Below are 21,002 nucleotides of genomic sequence, written 5' to 3'. Positions count from 1 at the left end.
CGTATGCCGCCGGGCGGGCTCACCGACCGGGTCACGGGTTGACTCACGGTGTGAGTGCTGGTCGTTGCGCGGTACGGGGCCAGTACCGCCACGTCGGTCAGGTGATGTCGCGGCGCATGGAGACGATCACGGCGATCGCCGAGGCGGTCAGCGCGTACGCGGTGAGTAGGAGGGCGCCGGCGGCCGGTGAGAGGAGTTGGACGACGTCACTGCCGACTTGTTCGGACATGGCGTCGGCGAGGTAGGTGAAGTCGGTCAACGCGGCGGTGGCTCCGCCGGGCAGGACCGGGTAGAACGTGTTGACGCCGGGAATCATCATGAACACCGGCTCACCCAGGTACAGATAGCCGATCACGACGCACAGGGCCGCGACCTGGTTGCGGATAAGGGCGCCCACGCCAACGCCGATGAGGAGATACACCACCATCGCGAGGGCGATGCGGGCGAGTAGCGCCAACACGGTGGTGGCTGGCAGACCGAGTGAGACGCCGCGAACGGTGGCGACGGTGAACAGGGCCAATGCGCCCGTACCCGCGAGGATGAGCCCGTAGGCGAGGCCGACGACCGTGTAGGCGGCCAGTTTGGCGGCGAGTACCTGACCTCGGCGCGGCGCGAACATGAAGGTGACAGCGGCCGTGCGGTGCCGGTACTCGGAGGTGACCGCGAGGGTGCCGGCGGCGGCCGGCACGAATGCGGTGTAGCCGAGGATGCCGAGGATCGAGCGGAGGCCGGCCTCGGTGTCCAGTCCGGGCATCGGTGGGTCGAAGTTCTCCGGGCCGACCAGTGCCATGGTGCCGAGCAGGCCGCCGCCGAGCAGTGCGGCGGCGAGCAGCAGCCCGCCCCACATCCGGGTGGCCAGCAGCCGGCGAAACTCCGCTTTGATCAGAAGCTTCATCGGGTGGCCGCCTTGCCGGTGGTCAGGTGGAGGAAGAGTTGTTCGAGGCTGGGGTTCTCGGTGACCAACTCGTGGACCCGTAGGCGGTGCGCGGCGGCGAGGTCGGCGATGCTCGGCGCGTCCAGCCCACGCACCCGCAGCCGGCCAGGCCCGACGGCTTCGACGGACGGGGCGGTGCCGCCGCTGGCCGGGCTGGTCGCCAAGGTGACGGCGAGGACGTCGGCGTCGGGTGAGGTGATCAGTACCGCTGGCGGGCCGGCGAGCCGGGACCACGGCCCGGTGGCGACGAGTTCGCCGCGCCGGATCACCACCACATCATCCACGAGCTGCTGGATCTCGCTGAGCACGTGGCTGGAGATCAGGACGGTGCGGCCCTGGTCGGCCAGCCGGCGCAGTAGGCCGCGTAGCCACGACAGGCCTTCGGGGTCCAGGCCGTTGCCGGGTTCGTCGAGCAGCAGTACGCGGGGGTCGCCGAGCAGCGCCGTGGCGAGGTTGAGCCGTTGCCGCATGCCGGTGGAGAACGCGCGGGTACGACGGTCGGCGGCCTCGGCGAGGCCGAGCAGGTCCAGCAGTTCGGTGATCCGGCTGTCCGGATAGCCGCCCATCGCGGCGTAGACGCGCAGGTGGTCGCGGGCGGAATGGCCGGGGTGGAACGCGTTGGTGTCGAACACCGCGCCGACCGTGCGCGACGGGCTGGCCAACCGGTCGTACCGCTGCCCGCCGATCGTGGCGGTGCCGCTGGTAGGCGACACCAGTCCGGTCATCATGCGCATCGTGGTGGTTTTGCCTGCGCCGTTCGGGCCGAGAAACCCGGTGACCACGCCGGGCTCCACGGTGAAGCTCAGATCGCGCACGGCGGTGACATCACCGTAGCGCTTCGTCAGGTGCGACACCTCGATCGTCAGACGGTCGCCGGTCATCCGCGGGCCGCCAGCGCACGCCCGATCGTCTCCGCCAGGACCGGCGCGGCCGGGGTGGAGAGCACGATCTCGTCGAACTCACCGCCCGCCGCGGCCCGGTCCAGAACCAGGTGCAGCCCGGGCTCGCCTCGGCGGGCCGCCACGAGCTGCCGGGGACCACCGAACAAACCCCAGACGCCGACCTTGGTGAGGCCCGACACCACGTACCCCCGCCGGGCGCCTCGGGCCAGACGGAGGGGGTTGTCCACCGGGGTGGCGTGCCGCACCGCGGTGAGACGCAGTGCAAGCCGCTCCCGCCCGATCCACAGCCGCTCCCATCCGGTGAAGCGGATGTCGATCACATCGCCGACAATCGTGACGGATGCCATCAGTCATTCCCCCTTCGTCGTACCGGAGTCGTTCACCGGCCCCGGTACCTGCTTGTCGTCGCCGGTGGCCGTTGGCCGGTCGGCCGGCATCAGCACGGTCGCCAACAGCCGTGGTGTCCGCCCGTTGCCGGGCCCATTGCCGAGCAACGGCCCGACCAGCGCGTTGAAGCCGGCGGCGAACTCGCCCAGCTCGGCATCCGTCAGGTGCAGCACGAGTTGCTGGTATCCGACCCCGTCGGCGGTGAAGTCGATCCGCTCCCGGGCGAGGTAGCGGGAGAACTCCGACAGCAGGCTCGACACGAACGCCGTGAAGTAGCGCGCATGGTCCTCCGGCGTGGCCGTGGCCAGGGCCGCGGCGTCCAGCGTCGCGCCGTGTTCGGGCAGCGCGTACACCCGCTCGACGGCGCCGCGTATCTTGCGTTCCTCGACCACGTCGAGCAGCCCTGTCTTGACCAACATCGCCACGTGCCGGTAAAGGGTGGCCTGCGGGACATCGGGCAGCAGCTCAACCAGGTCATGCGTGGTCAGCCGGGCGCCCGCGACCGCCCGCAGGATCCGGATCCGCACCGGGTGTAGCGCCAGCTCGGCCCAACGCTCTCTCGACATCTCCACGATAGCAACGTTATCACTCTCGATAACGAGAATGCACGTCGCTGCCGCACACAGATCGTTACCGCGGGTCCGGTCGTACCCGCCGCGGTCAGCCGATCGTGGCGATGAGGCGTTGCAGGGCGGCGTGGGCGGGTGGGCCCCAGGTGGGCTTGCCGCCTGGCCGGCCGTGAACGCCGGCGTCGCCGATGAGGATGCCGCCGAGGGCGCGCGCCATCGCCCAACCTCGGGCGCGGCGCATGGTGGCGGCGTCCGGGGTCGGCTGGTAGGCCGCGTAGAAATGCTCGGTGGCCTCATCCGGCAGCAGGAGCCACGCGGCGGCGAGGTCGTATGCCGGGTCGCCCGCGCAGAGGTCGCCGAAGTCGATCACACCGCAGAACGTGCCGTCGGCGGTGAGGACGTTGGCCGGGTGCAGGTCGGCATGGATCCACAGCGCCGGGCCCGTCCATTGCGGCGCGGTCACCGCGTCGTGCCAGACGGCGCGGACCGCATCTGGATCGGTGATCAGTCCTCGCTCGGTGGCGGCTGTCAACCCTCCAGCGAATCCCTCGGCTCGGTCGGCCAGCGGCCCCCCACGGTCGCGGCCCGCGGGCGCGCCACTGGGCGCGGGTTGATGAAGAGCCGTCAGGAAAGTGGCCAGAGTTCTGGCCGCCTCTGCGGCCCGACTGGCCGGGGCACGGTCGGCAGGCGTGCCCGGAACCCAGGTCGTGACGAGCCATGGCCGAGGAAAGCGTTCGGAAGGCTCGCCGAATCGCTGCGGGACGGGGACCGGCAGCGGAAGGCGCGGGGCCAGCGTGGGCATCCAGGCGTGCTCGTTACGCAGCAGCGCGTCCGCGGACCCGGTCGCCCAGGGAAGCCGGACGGCCAGGTCGTCGCCGAGCCGCCACAGTTGGTTGTCCCACCCACGCGCGCCCAGCCGGACCGGGCGATCGGCGAGGTCGGGGTGCTGGTCGCGTACCAGGTCCCGGACCAACTCCGCGGTGATCTCGATCTCGGCATGGGTCATACGCAGCAACAGTAGTCTCGCGGCGCTGCCTGCTTACCTGCCAGCGGATCGCGCGCTCTAGGCTTGCCCGCATGTCGCGCCCGACGCCCGACCCGCGCTCGGCCCGGAAGCTGGTGTGGGCCTCCGACGAGGTGATCGCCCGCATCGGACAACAGGTCCAGCCGCAGCCCAGTCTGCCGAGAAGAGTCGCACTGGCAGCGGCGGCCGGCTTTGTCTTCACCTGGCCGCCGGCTTTCATCGTGTTCGCAGTTATGACCGTCGCCGCGCCGTCGGTGACCAGTGACGCCAGCGTTGGGACGGCTGCCTTCTGGGCGCTGCAGTTCGCCGTCCTGATCGCGATCGCGGCGATGGTGAAGACACCGAGGCGGCGTACCGCCGAGCCCGACGCGGACATGTCGACGCGCGGGACCGCGCGCCGTGTCGCACTGAACGCGCTGCTCAGCGGCGCATGCGCGGGATTGGTGCTGGCGCTGCAAGGACTCTCGATCGGCCAGATCGCCGCGCTGACGATCGTCCTCATTGTCGTGCTGCATCTGCCACCCGTGATCGTGGCCAGGCTGCTGCGGCGAATTCGTGCGCGTCGTCAGGCCAGCCTGTCTGATCCACTCGACAGCCCGCGGCCATGACCGGTCTCCCGGAGACGTGGAGTGTTCCCGTCGTCCGCGCGGATTTCGACCACGATCGTGCCTGGCAGTGGATCGTGAGGGAAATCGGTGCCGCGACGGAGGAAGGATTCGGCGGCGATGTCGAATTCGTCGAGGACCGCACGCTCGCGGGGTTGGATGGGTTAGCCATCGCGGCGCGGTACCTCCCGGCCTACCCATGCGAGTACAGACATCCGGTCCTGTTCGTCGCCGATCTTGTGGCCATGGCGGCGCCCGAACACGCTCTTCTCGTTGTCAATCTCAACACCGGAGTCGACGCCGGACCGTTCAGAACGGTGCCCCGCCAGGTGCAGGCGATCCAGAACAACCTGTCGCTCGCGAACATGGACTACGTCGACTTCGAGCGAGCAGCGGGACCGGACGGGGTATTTCGAGGGTTCTGATCTCTCGGAGGCTCTTGCGGGGATCCCGGATCACGGCAGACGGCCCCGGACCTGGATCCACGCAGCGAGTTCGTCCTTGGTCGCGCCTGGTGGCAGATAGCTGATCAGCCGGTCAAGGTGTGCGGTCAGATTCTTGTACCGGCGTAGCCGTCCGATCTCCTCGACGGTAAGCCCGCGCCAGTCGACGGCTGGGACCTCGGCAGGGTCAACGCCGAGCGCCAGGAGGGTGTCCGTAGCCAGGGTCTCCGGATCCCACGTCGGGTCGGCGCCCGGGCCGAAGTGCTCGATGACCCAGGTACGCAGCATGAAGGCATGACCCAGCATCCTGGCTTTCGCCCACAGACTGTCGTCATGCAGCCGCTGGTTGGCGTTCAGGGCAAGCAGTGCCCAGCGTAGGCGGGTGTCCCGGTCCTCGGCGGAGTGGTAAACCTTGGACTGGGCGACGACCCGAACCGCTTCCAACGCAGGGTCGCCGCTGCGCAATGCGCGCGTATGTGCCTCGAGCCGCTTGATCGCCCAGGTGCTCAGGTCGGCGTCGCTCAACAGTCCACGCTCCTGATGCAGATCGGGATCGACCGGGGGCGTTGCCTGGTCATGGTTGGCGTGTCGGCCAGGTTCCCCGCCGGACGAGGCGGTCCAGGTGGTCGAGCAGCCTGACCTCGCTTCGCGTGAGCCGCTCACGTTCCGGGGCCGGCAGGTCGGCAAGGGGGTCCGGAAGGGTTTCCCCGCGCGGTACGAACACCATGGCGCCGGAGCATTCGCGGCACATCGAGCACCAGGCCAAGCCTACGCAGCGCTCGTGGAGGCTGTCCGACGGCGCGTAGAAGCGGTAACGGTAGGAATGGATCTGGCCGTCACACGCGACGGCATCCGTCGTGTCATCGCCTCGGTGAATCGTGTCGACCTTCGACCACGTCCAGTCGGCAGTTCTGCGCCCCATGTACTTGATCTTCCCTGGGTACCGGGCCGCACCGCCACCGCCGTGGTCCCGAAGCTCGGGCTGGGGAGCCAACCCTCCACAACCTTGACGCACGTCGATTAATATTTTACTGTTCTCCCGCGACGGTTCCGGGCACCCGTAGCAAGGCACAACACCTTGTGACCTGACGACCCGGGAGCCCATGGTGACGCCGTCCGAGATCCATCTTCCTCGCCCCCTCCGCCACCTCGCGCATGCTAGGCATCCGATGTGGACGGACGGCAGCCCGATCCGAGCAGCCGACGGCCGTACCGGTGGCTTTCGGCCTTGGCACCCTCAACCGTGATCCGACTGGCCGGATCGCGGGGCGAATCTCGGCAACTCCACGAGGCGTATCGGTGGATAGAGATGCCACCGGCTTCGTGACGGGTGCGGTCACCGCCCCGCCGTCGCACTTTCTCTCGTCCCCGGGCGCTGCTTCAGCGCAGCAGTGGCGCTCACCGACATCAGGAAACCGAGGTTCGACATGAGACGCGCCATCATGCCCACGGTGCTGGTTCTGCTCGCCTCCCTGCTGATCGCGACGCCGGCCCACGCCGTCGGTACGGCCACCGTGGTCGACAGGTTCGGCCGAATCGTCAACGACTACGGCGTCAAACTCGTCGACTGGGAGGGCTATCTGGCCAACCCATACATCGAACTGACCGTGCGGCCACCGACGGACGTCCCGTTTCCGGTGACGATCGATCTCAAGGCCGAGGGCACCTCCCGGTTGATGATGGATCTACCGAGTCAGCTCACGGCGACCGGAGCGACGAAGCGGCTGACCTTTGCCAACTCCGCCGAGCAGAAGACCTTCAAGCTGGCGATCCACTCCAAACGTGGCCCGGGGCAGGACGAGCTCTACACACTGCGGCTGACGGTCCGGGCCGGAAACAACACGACGTACACCCAGGCCATGCCGATCCGGGTCCAGCAGGACCAGAAGACCGCGCTCGAGCCGACCATCCCGATCGTCTTCGACTACCGGTACGACAACATCACCGGCTATTTCAACAACCCGGCTTTCCGGACCGCCGCCGAGGAGGGGGTGAAGGACTGGTTCCGGTTCTTCGACCTGCAGCCGTTCGACACCGTGGCGTCCGGGGCGGAGCCCAACCATCTGCCCGGAAACGACTGGCAGAACACGGTCAACGTCACCAACAACGCGGCCTACAACGGCATGTGGGTGTATTTCCGGGGGATCCAGACGCCGTACTCGACCGGCTATCCGGCGCGCAACGGCCGCTACCACACCCGTAACGGGCAGCAGCTGCCCGGTCCGATCCACCGTTCCACCGCGATGATCTTCGAGTACGACGAGGCCGGCAAGCAGTTGTTCACCTCGCTGGCGGACGAGGACTGGTATCGCACCGAGATCCAGGGCTCGGTGCTGGACGTCCACGGTCTGGTGATGCACGAGTACGGCCACGCGGTCGCCTTCCACAGCGACTGGGCCGGCATGCGCAACTACGTCAACACCAGTGGCGCCAACGACCAGGAGGTCATCGCATACCAGGGCCGGACCGTGCCGCTGGACAGCAGCTACCACGTCCCCGGCGGCTCCGCGTACTGGGACCGGCTCAGCGGCCAGAGCGGCGGCTGGACCCACCTCTTCCCGACCCGCCGGTGGATGCTGACCAAGCTGGCGCTGCTGATCGCCGAGAACGCCGGGTGGCCGTTGAACCGCAACCTCACGCCGTTCCTCGCTCCCTCCATCGTGACCACGAGCCTGCCCAACGCCCCGACCGGGCAGGCGTATCAGCAGACGCTGGTGGCCAAGGGTGGTGTGCCCTTCTACGACTGGCGGGTCGTCGGCGGCGCGCTGCCGGCCGGCCTGAGCCTCGACCGTTTCACCGGCGCGATCAGCGGCACCGCGAGCACGGCCGGCACCTACTCGTTCACCGTGGAGCTGCGCGACTACGACAGTCTCAGCACCCCGGTGACCCGTACGTTCCAGCTCACCGTCGGTGGCGGCGGTAGTGGCGGCGGGAACCTCGCCCCGCAGGCGACCGCCTCGTGCTCGTTCACCTCGTCGTGGGAGAGCTGCGCGGCCATCAACACCGGTGGTGACCCGACCAGCTCCAACAGCGGCGCCCCCAACCAGGGCAACCGCTGGGGCACCTGGCCGGAGCAGGGTCAGCAGTGGGCCGAACTCACCTGGTCGTCGGCGCAGACGCTCCGCCAGGCCCAGGTGTACTTCTTCGACGACAACCAGGGAGTCGACCTGCCCGCGTCGTGGCGGTTGCAGTACTGGAACGGCAGTTCCTACGTCGACGTGCCCGGTGCCAGCGGATACCCGGTGGCCGCTGACCAGTACAACACCGTCACGTTCCCGGCGGTTAACACCACCCGGTTGCGGGTGTCGCTGCAGAGTGCGCCGAACCTTTCGGTGGGCCTGCTGGAGGTGAAGGCCTTCGGCTGACGGGGGTGCGGCGCCGTCCCGGCCGGGTACCTCGAACGCGGTGGTCCAGCGGACCACCGCGTTTCGGGTATGTGGGTCAGTCCCGGGTGGCGAGGCGGCGGGTTTCGAGCACCGCGGCGATGGCGTAGGCGCCGCCGCCGGCGATCGCGAGAATCCAGAAGGGGCCCGGCGTGCCGAGGAAGAGCGACGCGGTGGAGATCAGCGCGAGCCAGCTGCCGAGGGTGTAGTGCAGAACGTTCCGGCGGGCGGCGCCCTCGGCGAGGTAGATCAGTCCGACGACGAACGCGGAGCCGGTCGGCCAGAGGACGGTTTGCAGTTCGGGCATGTCGAGGGTGTTCGCCAGGCCGGTTATGGCGAGGAAGAGGGCGGTGAAGCCGGTGACCCAGGCGATGCCGAGGAGCTTGCCGGACAGGGCCTCGGCTTCGGGGGCGCCCCGTTGGGCGCGGGTGGCGGCGACGGTGGCGGCGACCGAGCCGGCCACGATGCCGGTGGCGAGGAGGGTCATCGGCAGCCAGCCGGGCAGGTTCACCAGTGGGTCGGTTCCCTGGGAGAGGGCGGCGGCGCCGTGTCCGACCAGGTACGCGAGGGCGAAGCTGGCGTAGGCGAAGCGGTTGTCGATCTGGCCGGTGAGGCGGTGGCTCGTGGTGCCGGCGACGACGGTGGGGACGATGGTGGCGGTGGACATGGTGAACCTCCGGTGAGGGCTCGGCATGGGCGTTGGGCGGAGCCGGACCGCGCCGGGTGACGTCCGGGGCAGGTGTCGTCGGCGCGGGGCGGGTCAGGCGGTGGCCGGGCGGGCTTGCGGAGTTCCGGTGGTCGTGCCGGGGATGCCGCCGAGCGCGGTGGCCGCCTCGCGCAGTGCCTCGTCGAGTGGTTGGTGGCGCAGGCCGAAGGTGGTGGTGGCCGCGGTGGAGTCCATGACGAACGGCCGCGCGAACTGGTACGCCGTGGTCTGGAGCTCGCGCAGCATCGGGGAGAGGAAGCCGGTGGCGCGGAAGATCGGGTCGGGGATCGTGGTGAGCTTCGGCGCGGGCGCCCCGATCGCGCCGGTGAAGCGGGTGGCGAGTTCGCGGATCGTCAGCGGTGGCGCGCTGGGTACGTGCCAGGCGCGGTTCCAGGCCCGCTGGTCGGTGGCGGTGGTGACGAGCATCCCCGCCATGTCGTTGATCGAGGTCCAGGTGTGTGGCACGTCGAGCGGGGCGGGGACGAAGGCGCGGCGTCCGGCGAGCAGTGGCTTACCCATCACGAAACTGAAGATCGACTGTGCCTGGAGGTAGTCGCTGCCGCGCACCTCGGTGACGGCGTGGATCCGTCCGGCCCGCTGGGCGGCGAGGGCGTCACACCACATGTCTGCGCGCATCTTCAGTTTGGGATGGGTGGCGGCGAGCGGGGTGTTCTCGGTCATCGGGCCGGTGACCTCGCCGTAGCCGTAGAGGCAGCCGGCGATCACGAGGGGGGCGCCGGAGCGCTCGGCGGCGGTGAGCAGCGCGGCGGCCATCGGCGGCCAGTCGGTGAGCCAGCGGTGGTAGGCCGGGTTGAGACAGTTGTAGATCGCGGCGGCGCCCTGTGCGAGTTCGCCGAGCCGGTCGGCGTCGGCGGCGTCGGCGGCGATCCGCTCGACCAGGGGGTGGGTCGGGCCCCGGCCCGAGCGGCTGACGATCCGGACCTGCTCGCCGCGTTCGGCGAGCTGTCGCGCGGTGGTCGAGCCGACCATGCCGGCGCCGACGATCAGGTGTACGGCCATTGGAGGTCTCCCTTCAGCATTTGAGAGCAGTGCTCTCTAACGAGACCAATGCTCACCTATAGCCACCCCGGCCGTCAAGAGCAGTGCTCTCGAATGTGTGCGACACTCTCTGACATGCCTGCCGCCAGCATCCGGGCCAGGGCCCGGGCCGAGATGATCAACGAGATCAAGACGATCGCCCGCCGCCACCTCGCCGCGGAGGGGGCGAACCTCTCGCTGCGCGCCGTCGCCCGCGACATGGGGATGGTGTCGTCGGCGATCTACCGCTACTTCCCCAGCCGGGACGAACTGCTCACCGCCCTGATCGTCGACGGCTACCACGCACTCGGCGACGCCGCGGCGGCCGGCGACGCCGGGGTCACCGACCGCGCCGACCTGCGCGGCCGATGGCTCGCCGTCTGCCACGCCGTACGCCGCTGGGCGCTGGCCCACCCCGCCGAGTACGCCCTGCTCTTCGGTAGCCCGGTTCCCGGCTACGCCGCCCCGCAGGAGACCACCGTGGCGGCCGCCCGAACCCCGGCCACCCTCATCGGGATCCTCGTCGACGGCTTCGCCACCGGCGCCCTGACCGATCCCGGCCCCAGTGAACTGCCCGACCCGGTCCACGCCGACCTGGCCGCCGTCCGCGACAGCCTCTTCGCCGGACTTCCCGAGGCCCTGCTGGCCCGGGGCGCCACCGGCTGGATCCACTGCTTCGGCGCCGTCAGCTTCGAACTCTTCGGACAGCTCGACGGCGTGATCGGGGCCCGGGAGGAGTACTTCGACCACCAGATGCGCCGGATGTGCGACCTGATCGGCCTACCCTGCCCCTGATCCGCGACCCGCGGCGGCAACGGCCGATCCGGCCTCAGTCACAGCCGAAGGTGCCGGCACGTCTCCCCGATCATCCACTATGGGCGGTTCGACGGATCGTCGCGTCCGCCCCTCGTTGACAGCCCCGACAACCGGTGTTTGTCTGGATTCGGGCGGGGCTCATCACGATCAACCCTCGGGGTGCGGCGATGAACGACTTCGAAGTAGAGAACATCGTCAAGAGTCCATCGCTGTACGTCGTCAGAATCAGGGCCAAGTCCGCGGCCCCCGACGCGACGCCGCTGACCTTCTCCATCTCGGCCGCCGGCTCATCCGGCGCCCAGGTCAACGGCCAGTCCGTCAAGAAATCCATGGGCTGGGACACCGCGAACTACCGCTTCCCGTTCGCACTGAACGGCGTGACCCACAAGTGGGAATTCAAGATCAGGTCCAGCGGCACGTTCAGCCTCAAGCTGACCCAGGTGGAAATCTACTGCGACAAGGTCCTCGTCCACGGCGACATCGTGTCCTGACGCTGAGCACTGTCACGCGACCGACGGCTTACGCCAGAGCATGATCTCGGTATCCGGCAACCGCTCGGCGAAGACCCCGTCGGGCGAAGCGTCGCGCAGCACCCCACGCAGGTCGTGTTCGAACTCGTCGCGCCGGTCGCCGAACAGGTGCGGTGCCGAGTCCGACCGGGAGAACACCCATGCGACGACGTCGTCCGCGCTGCGCTCGACGACCTCGCCGGCCGGCACGATCAACCGCTGGAACCCTTCGAATCCGGCCCGCGCGAGCACCAGATCCTCCCGGCCCGGCGTGCCGTTGACGAGCACCCCCTGGCCGGCGCGGCGCACCTCGCCCAGGTAGTCGCGCACCAGCGCGCGGATCCGCTCGAACGGCGGCGTCGGGTGCGGCAGTGGCGCCGGCCGGGCCGGCGGCTCCTTGTGGTCGCTCATGTGCACGAACGCCCCGCCAGGCACCAGCATGTCGAGCACGGTCGCGGCCACCCGGTCGCGGTCGGTCCAGTGGAACGACTGCGCGAAGAGCACCGCCCGGAACACACCGAGATCCGCCGGCAGATCCTCGGCGCGGGCCTCGACCCAGTGCACGTTGTCGACGCCGATCCGCCGCGCGCGGTGACGCGCCTCGGCCAGCATGTCGGGGTCCGGGTCGACGCCGACGACCTCGGCGAAGTGTCCGGCGAGCGCCAGGGTGACCGTGCCAGGACCGCAACCGACATCGAGGAGCCGGCCCCGCCTGTCCAGCCCGAGCGTCTCGGCGAGCCGGTCGGCGAACCCTGGCGCGTACGGCAGACGGCCCTGGTCGTAGTAGGCGGCACTGCCACGGAACAGGGTCCGATCCCATTGCCAGCCGTCGGGCATGTGCACTCCACTCGGGTGAGGCCTCACGTTGCCGCGATCGGGTACCCGACCTCGGTGACGGCCTCGCGTAGCTCGGCAACCGTAGCTTCCGGGTTCAACGCCCGCACGACGGCGTCGGTGAGGGGCCGGTGCGCGACGACATGGTCGACGACCGCCGCGTCGACCTCGATCTCGTAGTAGTCCTCGGCGAACTCGACGTACCGGTCGACGATGTCGTCGAACAGGATGTCGAGCATGCCGGAGCCGTCGGGTCCACCGGTGTGCTCGTACGGTCCACGTGACGGGGGAAACGTGATGCTCTCCCCTGCCCGCCATGCGTCGTCATCGGTAAGCCGCCACAGGACGGCGGTGGCGACAAGCTGTCCCGCCCCGTCGCCGAAAGCCGGTTCCTCGACGTGTGGACGGAACACCTCCGGGATCCCGTCGAGCAGTCCCGGCCACAGTTCGTGGTCCGGATCGCGGTAGGGCGTCATCGCCGACTCGTGGTCGAAGACCCGGATGAACGCACCATGACCGGTGAACACGATGGCCCACTCGTTGCCGCTGCCGTCGCTCATCAGCGCCGCTTCGTCGTCGCCCCACTCGCGGGTGTAGGCGTAGTACGGATCATCGTCGATGATCCGGTCCAGTACGGCGAGTGCCTTGCAGCGGTCCCGCAGCACGTCGATGGACGGCAGTTTGGCGGCGACGTCGTACACGGTCACCGGGTGACCTTACGCCGCGGCGGCGCGGTAGCCGGCCGCCTGGAGGGTGAACAGTTCGGCGTAGTGTCCGCCGGCGGCGAGGAGCTGGTCGTGGGTGCCGGACTCGATCAGGGTGCCGTGGTCCAAGACGTAGATGTGGTCGGCGTGGCGGACGTTGGCCAGCCGGTGGGTGATCAGGATCGTGGTCGCCTTGCCCTGCCGGTGCCGGATGGCCTGGAAAAGGGCGTCCTCGGCGCGTGGGTCGAGGGCGGACGACGGCTCGTCCATGATCAGCAGTTCGGCGTCGCGCATGAAGCCGCGGGCGGCGGTGATCCGCTGCCACTGTCCGCCGGAGAGATCCTGGCCGCCGGCGAAGGTCCGGTCGAGCAGGGTCTCGTAGCCGTGCGGCAGGTCGCGGACCATGTCGTGGGCGACCGCCCGCACGGCGGCGGCCTCGATCCGGGCCTGGTCCGGTGCGGTGCCGGTGTCGCCGATGGCGATGTTGGTTGCGGCGGTGAACGGCCACTTGTGGTACTCCTGCGTGACCACGGCGATCCTGGCCCGCAGCGCTTCCGGATCCCAGCCGTGCAGCGGGGTGCCGTTCCATTCGACACCGCCGCCGGTCGGGGCGCGCAGTCCGGCGATCACGGCGGCGAGGCTGGTCTTGCCGGAGCCGTTCTCGCCGACGAACGCGACCGTCTGCCCGGCCCGGACGGTCAGGGTGACGTCGTCGACGGCGGGCTCGTCCCGGTCGGGGTAGGACAGGCTGACGCCCCGGATGGTGAGTTGTTCCAGCGGGCCGGGTTCGGGCCGGCCGGCGTCGGCGGGGTCGGGCAGGTGGTGGGCGGCCCGGTCCATGAAGCCGGTGTAGTCACCGAAATGCCGGCCCTCGGTGTAGATCCGGTCGACCTGGAACGTGACCGTGGCCAGCGCCCGCTGTGCCGCCTGGACCGCGATCACACACGTCGCCGCGGCCGCCAGTGGGACCCGGCCGTTTAGCAGCAGCACCGCGAGCAGGACGTAGACGCCGCCGGTCGCGATCCCGCCGACCACCGCACCGACGGCGGTGGTCGTGGTGACCCGGCGGGCCAGGGCGAGCTGGATCTGGGTCTCGACCCCCATGACCCGGTCGTACTGGTCGAGCAGGAACCCGCGCAGGCCGTACGAACGCAACTCCGGCGCCGTCGCCCGCTCGGCCATCAGCCGGTGCAGGAGCCACAACCGGCGGCGGCGCACCGACCCGGCCAGGAACGTCTGGTAGCGCAGATGGCCGGCCCGCAACGCCGCGTACCCGCCCGGCACGGTGGCCACCAGCAGTGCGACCAGCAGCAACGGATGAATGATCACGACCGCGACCGCCACCGCGAGCAGGCCGACGACTCCGGCGAGCAGGCTCATCACTCCCTGCACCAGCGAGATCGCCGAGTCCGTGCCGCGCGAGGCGCGCTCCATCTCGTCGGCGAACGCGTCCGCGTCGAAGGCGTCCAGCCGCACCGCCGTCGTCACCTCGAACAGGCCCCGCTCGACCTCCCGGTCCACCCTCGGCGTCAACCCGTTCTGCGCGTACCCGGTCGCGATCCCCAGCCCGGACCGCACCGCGGTCGCGGCCGCCAGCGCCGCCAGGGCCGGCAACGCCGCCGCGACCCGGTCCGGGGTCGGGCCGCCGGTGAACAACTCCACCAGCACCCGCTGGGTGGCCAGCAGCCCGAAGGCCGCCATCACCCCCGCCCCCACGGTCGCGACACCGACCACCGACGTACGGAACCGGTCCGCCCGCCACGCGACCGCCAACGCCGTCACCACCAGCCGCGGAAGCTCCGCGAACACCGCGAACACCCCGGCATCGGCGCGGGCCCGCATCCCGGACTCCCACCACATCTCCCGCAGCTCCGGCAGGACCGACACCTGCGAATCTCCGCCGCCCGTATCCGGCCCCCCGTCACTGTGGATCTTCGCCTTGGTCGTCGGTGCCGTCACATGAACCCCCTCATCGCGATCCCACCTCGGAGACTGTCGATGCGGTCCAGGATTGGGAAGACCGGGATGTAGGGATGTCGAGCAGGCGCCAGAACCGTCCAACGTCCCAAACCATGCTTGCCGCGGAGCGTCCCCGGCGACCGGTCGCGGTTCGCGGGCGGGCCCCTCGGCCCTGGACCCTAATCCGGAATTCGTACGGTCCCGTCGACGATGGGCACTGGTACGATCCCCATCGGTCGGGATGGATGGCCGACCCTGGTGTTGTCCGCTTCCGGCCCGCTCGCCGCAGCCATGCTGCCAGAGATGCGCCGCCCTTGACGGACGGTGTGCGAGGGAGTGCGGCGGTGCGGAACGGCGAGGCTGCTACCGAGGCGCTCGTCGTCGCCGCCCAGGCCGGCGACCGGTCCGCCGTCGCGGAGCTGGTCGCCGCCCATCTTCCACTGGTCTACAACGTGATCGGTCGCGCGCTGAACGGCCACGCCGACGTCGACGACGTGGTCCAGGAGTGCATGCTGCGGGTCGTCCGTGGCCTGCCCGACCTGCGTGACCCCGACCGGTTCAGGCCGTGGGTGGTGTCGATCGCCTACCGGCAGGTCCAGGAATACTGGCGCGGGCGCCGGGGGGTCGAGGTGCCCCTCCAGGACTCGGCCGACGACGTTCCGGATCCGGCCGGCGACTTCGTCGACCGGACGGTCTCCGAGCTGGTGCTGGGCGGGCAGCGCCGGCAGCTGGCCGAGGCGACCCGCTGGCTCGATGCCGAGGACCGCCATCTGCTCGCCCTGTGGTGGCAGGAGGCGACCGGTGAGCTGAGCCGGGGCGAGGTGGTGACCGCACTCGGGCTGACGGAGCGGCATGCCGCCGTACGGCTGCACCGGATGAAGGCTCAGCTCGCGGCCGTGCGTACGGTGGTGGCCGCGTTGCGGCACCGACCCCGCTGCCCGGAACTGGACGCGCTCGCCCGGTCCTGGGACGACTCGTTGTCGCCGTTGTGGCGCAAGCGGTTCGTCCGGCACGTACGCGACTGCCAGCTCTGCGCGGGGATCGGCGGTGGGCTGGTTCCGCCGGAGCAACTGCTGTACGGCCTGGCACCGTTGCCGCTGTCGGTCGCGGCCGCCGCGGCTGTGCGGGCGGCGGTGGAGGCACACCTGGCGACACCTGTCGCGCTGGCGTCCGGGACGGGTGGCGGCTCCGGTGTGCAGGCTGCCCTGTCGAAGAAGGTTGTGGTCGGGGCGGGCGCGGTCGTCGCGCTGGCGGTCGGCGCCATCATGTTCGCCGTCCACGTCTCCCCCACCGGGCCCGGTGATGATGTCGTGGGTGCCGCGCCCGGCGCGCCGGGCCCTGTGGTGGCCGCGCCGGCGCCGACCCCGACGCCGGGTTCCGCCGGGCCGTCGGCGGGCGCGACGCCGGCGACACCTGGGCCGGGAGGTGGGGTCACCGGGGTGGCCAGCGCCGACATCTACGTCGCGCCGGACGGCAGCGACGGCGGCGACGGCAGCCTGGAGCGGCCCTTCGCCACCCTGAACCGGGCGGTCGAGGTCGTCCGGCCCGGGCAGACGATCGCGATGCGCGGCGGTACGTACCGTCTCACCCGGCCGGTGGAGATCCGCACGAGTGGTGCCGCCGACCGGCGGATCGTGTTGAGCGCCTACCGGGACGAGCGGCCGGTACTGGACGCGACCGGGGTGCCCGCCGACAAGTGGGCGGTGACCCAGCAGACGGGTTTCTGGACCGTGCAGGATCTGGAGGTCCACGGTTCGCGCAGTCATGCCTGGGTGTGCAGTGCCTGCTCGCACAGCACCTTCCAGCGGCTGTCGATGCACGACAATGCCAGGTCGGGGCTGCTGCTGCGTGATCGCGGCACCGTCGGCAACCAGGTGCTCGACAGCGACTTCTTCCGTAACCACGAGCCGGGCGGCACCGGCAGCGTCGGCATCGGACTGGGGGTGAAGTTCGGCGCCGGCGAGGGCAACGTGCTGCGCGGCAACCGGGCGTTCCACAACGCCGACGACGGCTTCGACTTCGGTGCCTTCGACAGCCCGCTGACCGTCGAACGCAACTGGTCGTACGGCAACGGCCAGAACCGTTGGGGCGTGTCGGGTTGGCGGAGCAACGGGTACGGCTTCTCCCTGGGCGGCGGCGAGCTGACATCGTCGTCGGGGCACCGGGTCCACGGCAATGCGGCGTGGGGCAACCGGGGACACGGCTTCGGTGTCGAGGCCAATCGGGGAAACCTGAGCCTGATCGGCAACACGGCCTTCGACAACGACGGAACCGGTTTCGACCTCACCGACGCCACCGGCACGGCGCGCCGGAATCTGGCGGTCGACAACGAGCGTGCGGTGCGGGTCGGGTCCGGTGTGACGCCGGACGGCAACTCCTGGGACGGTGGGCAGTGGACCCGGTCGGAGTTCCGGTCGACGGACGCGTCCGCGGCCGAGGGCGCCCGGCCACCGGACGGGAAGCTGCCGCCGACCAGCTATCTGAGCAGCCGTAGCGGCATCGGGGCGGACATGTCCGCCTCCTGAGGGCCGGCTGCTGTTTCTTTACAGGTTCCCGATCCATGTGCACTCCTATGGGGACGCTCCCACAGCGGCCTCCTGCCGCCGGGAGCGCCTCGGGCCACGAGATCTGCCACGGCCTGGTCGATGGTGGACGCCCAGGCGTACGGCGGTGCCGCGCCACGCCGTACCGCCCAGCACGGCCACTGGACGCGATCAGGGACGATCGAGGCTGGCGAGCCTGTCGCGCAGGGTGCGGGCCAGCCGTTCGGGACGATGACCTTGCACGGCTTCCCGCCGCGTCGTCGCACACTCAGGGGGATCCAGACAGTGACGTTCACCGAGGAAGCCCTTGCCCGGCTGACCGAACTGGGGCTGCGCCTTCCCACGGATCCGCCGCCGCCGGCCGGGGCGTACCTGCCGTACCGGCTGCACAACGGCATGGGGTTTCTGGCCGCCCAGGTCTCCGGGTCGGGACCTGACGCCTTGACCGGACGCGTCGGTGCGGAGTTGAGCACCCGGCACGGCCAGCAGGCCGCCCGCGCCGCCGGGCTGAACGCCCTGGCCCGCCTGTATCAGGCCCTCGACGGCTTCGAACGGCTGGAATGCCTGCTGCACGTGGCCGGGCATGTGGCCTCCGCCGACACGTTCTGGGATCAGCCCATGGTCCTCGACGGGGCCTCCCTGCTGTTCACCGACGTCCTCGGCGAGCGCGGTGGGCATACCCGGACGGCCTTCTCACACCCTCGACTGCCGCACAACATCTGCGTCGAACTGGAGATCACGTTCGCCTACCGTGACTGACCCGTGGTCGGAGACGGCGATGGGCTACGGCTGGAGCCGACGGCGCGCGGCCGGATGCCGTGGTGCCGCCCGGCCGTACGTCGGCCCGGCGGGCGGCACCCGTGGTCGGTCGCTACGGCCCTTCGCGCAGGAGCTGGGCCTCGGTCTTGGTGATGGCGGGCAGGTCCTGCGGGGTGTCGCGCAGGGTGGCCGGCAGGGACCCGCTGGCCACGTCGACCTTCTGGAACGCGGTGGCGCCGGTCGCCTTGGCGTAGACGCCGGCCGGGCCGCCGACCACGACGTAGCCGCCGGCGGGGTCGTTGGGGCCGTACATGGCGGGGGTGACGAAGAGCAGGAAGGGGCCGCCGGAGAGCAGGCCGAGGTCGCCGGTGCTCTGGTCGACGCCGGGGCTGACGAGGTCGATCTCGCGGGCGTCGAGGGTGCCCTGGACGACCTTGGTGACGGTCATCTTGACGTAGCGGGTCGGCGCCGAGTCGGGCTCGCCGTGCTCGGGCGGTAGCGGCCGGCTGTGTGACTTGCCCGTGGGTGTGGCGACGATGATCGCGCTGGCCTTGTCGGCGAGTTCCTGGACGGACGTGTACATGTGCGCCCGGGTGCCTTCGATGTCGAACCGGGGCAGTTGGGAGTCCGCCCGCTCCGGGGTGCCGCAGGCCGTGAGGGAGGCGGCGATCAGTACGGCGGTGACGAGTACGCCGATTCGCGGCCGGTCAGTAGAGCGCATTGATGCCTGCCCTGTCGTCGCTTTGCGGGGTCGTGACGCCGGCGCTGTGCCGGTTGCTGTCGTACGGGTACATGAGCTTGACCGGCAGCGTCGTCGTGTGGGCCAGGCCGAGCGCGTGTCCGAACTCATGGGCGGCCACGCCCTGCTTCTGGGCGTTGCTGTAGCCGCTGATCGCCGTCCAGTTGAGGACGACCTCGACCTGGCCGGTGGTGAAGATGCCGCCGGGGCAGGGCGGCGGGTCCTGCACGGTGCCCCGGTTGCGGGTCACCCCGGTCCAGACGACGGTGTTGCCGCGGCTCTCGTTCGTCGCGTGGATGTGCACGTTCGAGTTGATCCAGGTCAGTGTCGCGTCGAGGCCGGCCCAGGAGTCGCCGGCGTTGAGCCAGGTCGGGAACGACAACAGGGGTGACGGTACGTAGTACCGGACCGCGGAGGTGTTCCACTTGCATCCGATGAACGCGTAGGCGTTCGCGCTCTGCTGGGTGGCCACGATCGACAGGCCCCCAGCAGCGCCGCGGTGGCCAGGCCGACCACCCGCCGCCAGGTCTTGGGTCTCGTGGCGGCCCCGTTCGGGCCTGGACCGGTTGGACTGATTCGCATTCCGCCTGCCTCCTTCGTTTCGGAGCAGTCAGTCTTTTGTCGCCAGCAGGTCTGGCGGCACCCCGCACTGACCGAAGGTAGGAAGCCCACACCCCTCCGTCAACATAGACGTTTGACGATATCCGCACGGAGATCGCCACGACGGCGCCCGGTGCTCGATTGCGGGCCACGACGAGGATTGCAAGCGATCTCCGTTGGCGGGGCGAACGACCGTACCGTCGGCCTTGGCCCACATCGACGGCCCCGAGGAGAAGCGATAAACCGCAGACTGCTGGCGGCCATTCTCGCCGGCCTACTCATGAGCATCGGCATCGCCGTCCCGGCGCAGGCGGCGCTGTGTCACCAGTCCAGCTGCAACGGCCAGGATCCCGGCGCCAAACAGTGCAACGACACGTCGTCGGGGAATCTCGCCTCGTTCTACTACAACGGTTCCGACCCGTACCTCGCCGGCGTGCTGCTGGAGCTGCGCCGGTCGAGGAACTGCGACGCCGCCTGGGCCCGGACCACCGGCCTCGACTGCCTGCCGATGTGGCGGCCGTGCGGCTTCGTGCTCCAGGTGCAGGGTGGCACCGAACAGCTCGGCGGCGGTCCGGGCGGCGGGCAGAAGTGGACCAACATGTGGTCCTTCCGGCAGTACGTACGGGCCTGCTTCATCATCTGGACCACGGACGACAGTTACCGCACCGACGGATGCACGGGCTGGCACTGATCGCCGGCCATCGCCCGGCGCCGAGACGGACCGTACCCCCGGCGGGTCATCCGCTGGACCGCTGACGCCGCTCGACGTCGACGCGTTCGATGTCGGCCGGCGTCCCGGCCATGATGGTGCGGGCGTGCTCGGTGACGAGCTCGACGGGCCAGTCCCACCAGGCGGCGCGCCGCAACCGGTCGATGTCGGCGTCGTCGAAGCGTTGCCGGATCGTCCGGGCCGGGTTGCCGCCGACGATCGTGTACGGCGGCACGTCGGCGGTGACCACGGCACCGGCCGCGACGATCGCCCCGTCGCCGATCCGCACACCCGGCATGACGATGGCCTGGTAACCGATCCAGACGTCGTTGCCGACCACGGTGTCGCCCCGGCTGGGCATGCCGGTGATGATGTCAAGGGTCTTCTCGGCCCACTCACCGCCGAACATGGTGAACGGGAAGGTCGAAACGCCGATCGTGGGATGGTCGGCTCCGGCCATCAGGAACCGGGTACCGGCGGCGATCGCGCAGTATTTCCCGATGACCAGCCTCTCCGGCCCGTAGCCGTACAGCACGTTGCGGTGCTCGAACTCCGTCGCACCGTCCGGGTCGTCGTAGTACGTGAACTCCCCCACGACGATCTTCGGTGTGGTGACCAGCGGCTTGAGGAACACGACACGTTCGTGCGCCGGGAGCGGATGGACGGTCGTCGGGTCGGGCGTCACCGGTACGTCTCCTTCACGGTCCATGCTCTGCCGGCCGCCCGGCCGGGTCAGGGCGTACGTCACGTACCCGCGCGGCCGGGGGCACAACCAGCATCCGCCGACCCGGCGGGTGGATCAACGCCGTTTCCGGTGGCCGGGGCGAGGTCTGGGGCGA

Annotated in this window: 23 protein-coding genes; 8 read left to right on the top strand and 15 right to left on the bottom strand. The window is 70.1% G+C overall.

The window, feature by feature from the left end; translation table 11 throughout:
- Positions 1–97: 97 nt before the first annotated feature.
- The 5 genes from AB0M79_RS09330 to AB0M79_RS09310 all read right to left on the bottom strand — a co-directional run bounded on the left by AB0M79_RS09330 (position 98) and on the right by AB0M79_RS09310 (position 3,798).
- A complete protein-coding gene (locus AB0M79_RS09330; protein ID WP_364210062.1) occupies positions 98–895 on the bottom strand; it encodes an ABC transporter permease in 798 nt (265 codons plus the stop codon).
- A complete protein-coding gene (locus AB0M79_RS09325; RefSeq protein ID WP_364210059.1) occupies positions 892–1,815 on the bottom strand; it encodes an ABC transporter ATP-binding protein in 924 nt (307 codons plus the stop codon). Before AB0M79_RS09325 ends, AB0M79_RS09330 begins: the two co-directional genes overlap by 4 nt.
- The gene (locus AB0M79_RS09320) at positions 1,812–2,183 is read right to left on the bottom strand and encodes a hypothetical protein (protein ID WP_364210056.1); all 372 of its coding nucleotides are present in this window, start codon (positions 2,181–2,183) and stop codon (positions 1,812–1,814) included. Before AB0M79_RS09320 ends, AB0M79_RS09325 begins: the two co-directional genes overlap by 4 nt.
- Before the next feature lie 3 nt (positions 2,184–2,186).
- On the bottom strand, positions 2,187–2,789 hold the full coding sequence (locus AB0M79_RS09315; protein ID WP_364210053.1) for a helix-turn-helix domain-containing protein: 603 nt from the start codon (positions 2,787–2,789) through the stop codon (positions 2,187–2,189).
- A gap of 94 nt (positions 2,790–2,883) precedes the next feature.
- Positions 2,884–3,798, bottom strand: a complete 915-nt coding sequence (locus tag AB0M79_RS09310) for an aminoglycoside phosphotransferase family protein (RefSeq protein WP_364210050.1) — start codon at positions 3,796–3,798, stop codon at positions 2,884–2,886.
- 71 nt (positions 3,799–3,869) lie between these two features.
- On the opposite strand from AB0M79_RS09310, the gene AB0M79_RS09305 reads away from it, so the two are divergent.
- Together AB0M79_RS09305 and AB0M79_RS09300 are read left to right on the top strand one after the other, a co-directional pair.
- Positions 3,870–4,424, top strand: coding sequence for a hypothetical protein (locus tag AB0M79_RS09305; RefSeq protein WP_364210048.1), 555 nt, complete (start codon positions 3,870–3,872; stop codon positions 4,422–4,424).
- Entirely contained in the window at positions 4,421–4,846 is a 426-nt protein-coding gene (locus AB0M79_RS09300) for a hypothetical protein (protein WP_364210045.1), read from the top strand. The genes AB0M79_RS09305 and AB0M79_RS09300 overlap by 4 nt, the downstream gene beginning before the upstream one ends.
- Before the next feature lie 30 nt (positions 4,847–4,876).
- Here the strand turns inward: AB0M79_RS09300 and AB0M79_RS09295 are convergent, their stop codons facing one another.
- Entirely contained in the window at positions 4,877–5,389 is a 513-nt protein-coding gene (locus AB0M79_RS09295) for a hypothetical protein (protein WP_364210042.1), read from the bottom strand.
- A 49-nt stretch (positions 5,390–5,438) separates the two neighbouring features.
- Complete coding sequence (locus tag AB0M79_RS09290; protein ID WP_364210039.1) at positions 5,439–5,786, bottom strand: hypothetical protein; 348 nt, start codon at positions 5,784–5,786, stop codon at positions 5,439–5,441.
- Between the two features lie 505 nt (positions 5,787–6,291).
- Here AB0M79_RS09290 and AB0M79_RS09285 point away from each other — a divergent pair.
- The gene (locus AB0M79_RS09285) at positions 6,292–8,229 is read left to right on the top strand and encodes an Ig domain-containing protein (RefSeq protein ID WP_364210036.1); all 1,938 of its coding nucleotides are present in this window, start codon (positions 6,292–6,294) and stop codon (positions 8,227–8,229) included.
- 76 nt (positions 8,230–8,305) lie between these two features.
- Here the strand turns inward: AB0M79_RS09285 and AB0M79_RS09280 are convergent, their stop codons facing one another.
- Positions 8,306–8,914, bottom strand: a complete 609-nt coding sequence (locus tag AB0M79_RS09280) for an ABC transporter permease (protein WP_364210033.1) — start codon at positions 8,912–8,914, stop codon at positions 8,306–8,308.
- Positions 8,915–9,007: 93 nt separating this feature from the next.
- Complete coding sequence (locus tag AB0M79_RS09275; RefSeq protein WP_364210030.1) at positions 9,008–9,973, bottom strand: NAD-dependent epimerase/dehydratase family protein; 966 nt, start codon at positions 9,971–9,973, stop codon at positions 9,008–9,010.
- A 114-nt stretch (positions 9,974–10,087) separates the two neighbouring features.
- On the opposite strand from AB0M79_RS09275, the gene AB0M79_RS09270 reads away from it, so the two are divergent.
- Complete coding sequence (locus AB0M79_RS09270) at positions 10,088–10,786, top strand: TetR/AcrR family transcriptional regulator (RefSeq protein ID WP_364210027.1); 699 nt, start codon at positions 10,088–10,090, stop codon at positions 10,784–10,786.
- A 188-nt stretch (positions 10,787–10,974) separates the two neighbouring features.
- On the top strand, positions 10,975–11,298 hold the full coding sequence (locus tag AB0M79_RS09265) for a hypothetical protein (RefSeq protein ID WP_364210024.1): 324 nt from the start codon (positions 10,975–10,977) through the stop codon (positions 11,296–11,298).
- Between the two features lie 12 nt (positions 11,299–11,310).
- Here AB0M79_RS09265 and AB0M79_RS09260 read toward each other — a convergent pair whose 3' ends face one another.
- Genes AB0M79_RS09260 through AB0M79_RS09250 form a run of 3 tightly spaced genes read right to left on the bottom strand, consistent with a single transcriptional unit; the run spans position 11,311 to position 14,714 of the window.
- Positions 11,311–12,153: a class I SAM-dependent methyltransferase gene (locus tag AB0M79_RS09260; RefSeq protein WP_364210021.1), complete on the bottom strand. Its 843-nt coding sequence runs from the start codon at positions 12,151–12,153 to the stop codon at positions 11,311–11,313.
- A 23-nt stretch (positions 12,154–12,176) separates the two neighbouring features.
- Positions 12,177–12,857 (bottom strand): hypothetical protein, encoded by a 681-nt coding sequence (locus AB0M79_RS09255; protein ID WP_364210018.1) that lies wholly within the window; start codon positions 12,855–12,857, stop codon positions 12,177–12,179.
- A 9-nt stretch (positions 12,858–12,866) separates the two neighbouring features.
- The gene (locus tag AB0M79_RS09250; RefSeq protein WP_364210945.1) at positions 12,867–14,714 is read right to left on the bottom strand and encodes an ABC transporter ATP-binding protein; all 1,848 of its coding nucleotides are present in this window, start codon (positions 14,712–14,714) and stop codon (positions 12,867–12,869) included.
- Positions 14,715–15,157: 443 nt separating this feature from the next.
- Between AB0M79_RS09250 and AB0M79_RS09245 the strand changes: the two genes are divergently transcribed.
- Together AB0M79_RS09245 and AB0M79_RS09240 are read left to right on the top strand one after the other, a co-directional pair.
- The gene (locus tag AB0M79_RS09245) at positions 15,158–17,338 is read left to right on the top strand and encodes a sigma-70 family RNA polymerase sigma factor (protein WP_364210015.1); all 2,181 of its coding nucleotides are present in this window, start codon (positions 15,158–15,160) and stop codon (positions 17,336–17,338) included.
- Positions 17,339–17,641: 303 nt separating this feature from the next.
- The gene (locus AB0M79_RS09240) at positions 17,642–18,115 is read left to right on the top strand and encodes a RidA family protein (protein ID WP_364210012.1); all 474 of its coding nucleotides are present in this window, start codon (positions 17,642–17,644) and stop codon (positions 18,113–18,115) included.
- Positions 18,116–18,227: 112 nt separating this feature from the next.
- Here AB0M79_RS09240 and AB0M79_RS09235 read toward each other — a convergent pair whose 3' ends face one another.
- Together AB0M79_RS09235 and AB0M79_RS09230 are read right to left on the bottom strand one after the other, a co-directional pair.
- Positions 18,228–18,836: a hypothetical protein gene (locus AB0M79_RS09235; protein WP_364210009.1), complete on the bottom strand. Its 609-nt coding sequence runs from the start codon at positions 18,834–18,836 to the stop codon at positions 18,228–18,230.
- Positions 18,823–19,326, bottom strand: coding sequence for a matrixin family metalloprotease (locus AB0M79_RS09230; protein ID WP_364210006.1), 504 nt, complete (start codon positions 19,324–19,326; stop codon positions 18,823–18,825). The genes AB0M79_RS09235 and AB0M79_RS09230 overlap by 14 nt, the downstream gene beginning before the upstream one ends.
- Positions 19,327–19,734: 408 nt before the next feature.
- Here AB0M79_RS09230 and AB0M79_RS09225 point away from each other — a divergent pair, with 408 nt between their 5' ends.
- Positions 19,735–20,145, top strand: coding sequence for a DUF2690 domain-containing protein (locus AB0M79_RS09225; protein ID WP_364210003.1), 411 nt, complete (start codon positions 19,735–19,737; stop codon positions 20,143–20,145).
- A gap of 46 nt (positions 20,146–20,191) precedes the next feature.
- Here AB0M79_RS09225 and AB0M79_RS09220 read toward each other — a convergent pair whose 3' ends face one another.
- Positions 20,192–20,872 (bottom strand): CatB-related O-acetyltransferase, encoded by a 681-nt coding sequence (locus tag AB0M79_RS09220; protein WP_364210942.1) that lies wholly within the window; start codon positions 20,870–20,872, stop codon positions 20,192–20,194.
- Positions 20,873–21,002 lie beyond the last annotated feature (130 nt).

Origin of the sequence: Polymorphospora sp. NPDC051019 (assembly GCF_040683055.1) — a bacterium.
GTDB classification, from domain to species: Bacteria; Actinomycetota; Actinomycetes; order Mycobacteriales; family Micromonosporaceae; genus Polymorphospora; species Polymorphospora lycopeni.
This window is presented reverse-complemented; position numbering and strand designations above follow the sequence as displayed.

Bases quoted from the DNA above. Each gene is read 5' to 3' on its own strand.
- AB0M79_RS09330 (WP_364210062.1), bottom strand. From the start codon at position 895: ATGAAGCTTCTGATCAAAGCGGAGTTTCGCCGGCTGCTGGCCACCCGG.
- AB0M79_RS09325 (WP_364210059.1), bottom strand. From the start codon at position 1,815: ATGACCGGCGACCGTCTGACGATCGAGGTGTCGCACCTGACGAAGCGC.
- AB0M79_RS09320 (WP_364210056.1), bottom strand. From the start codon at position 2,183: ATGGCATCCGTCACGATTGTCGGCGATGTGATCGACATCCGCTTCACC.
- AB0M79_RS09315 (WP_364210053.1), bottom strand. From the start codon at position 2,789: ATGTCGAGAGAGCGTTGGGCCGAGCTGGCGCTACACCCGGTGCGGATC.
- AB0M79_RS09310 (WP_364210050.1), bottom strand. From the start codon at position 3,798: ATGACCCATGCCGAGATCGAGATCACCGCGGAGTTGGTCCGGGACCTG.
- AB0M79_RS09305 (WP_364210048.1), top strand. From the start codon at position 3,870: ATGTCGCGCCCGACGCCCGACCCGCGCTCGGCCCGGAAGCTGGTGTGG.
- AB0M79_RS09300 (WP_364210045.1), top strand. From the start codon at position 4,421: ATGACCGGTCTCCCGGAGACGTGGAGTGTTCCCGTCGTCCGCGCGGAT.
- AB0M79_RS09290 (WP_364210039.1), bottom strand. From the start codon at position 5,786: ATGGGGCGCAGAACTGCCGACTGGACGTGGTCGAAGGTCGACACGATT.
- AB0M79_RS09285 (WP_364210036.1), top strand. From the start codon at position 6,292: ATGAGACGCGCCATCATGCCCACGGTGCTGGTTCTGCTCGCCTCCCTG.
- AB0M79_RS09280 (WP_364210033.1), bottom strand. From the start codon at position 8,914: ATGTCCACCGCCACCATCGTCCCCACCGTCGTCGCCGGCACCACGAGC.
- AB0M79_RS09275 (WP_364210030.1), bottom strand. From the start codon at position 9,973: ATGGCCGTACACCTGATCGTCGGCGCCGGCATGGTCGGCTCGACCACC.
- AB0M79_RS09270 (WP_364210027.1), top strand. From the start codon at position 10,088: ATGCCTGCCGCCAGCATCCGGGCCAGGGCCCGGGCCGAGATGATCAAC.
- AB0M79_RS09265 (WP_364210024.1), top strand. From the start codon at position 10,975: ATGAACGACTTCGAAGTAGAGAACATCGTCAAGAGTCCATCGCTGTAC.
- AB0M79_RS09260 (WP_364210021.1), bottom strand. From the start codon at position 12,153: ATGCCCGACGGCTGGCAATGGGATCGGACCCTGTTCCGTGGCAGTGCC.
- AB0M79_RS09250 (WP_364210945.1), bottom strand. From the start codon at position 14,714: ATGTGGTGGGAGTCCGGGATGCGGGCCCGCGCCGATGCCGGGGTGTTC.
- AB0M79_RS09235 (WP_364210009.1), bottom strand. From the start codon at position 18,836: ATGCGCTCTACTGACCGGCCGCGAATCGGCGTACTCGTCACCGCCGTA.
- AB0M79_RS09225 (WP_364210003.1), top strand. From the start codon at position 19,735: ATGAGCATCGGCATCGCCGTCCCGGCGCAGGCGGCGCTGTGTCACCAG.
- AB0M79_RS09220 (WP_364210942.1), bottom strand. From the start codon at position 20,872: ATGGACCGTGAAGGAGACGTACCGGTGACGCCCGACCCGACGACCGTC.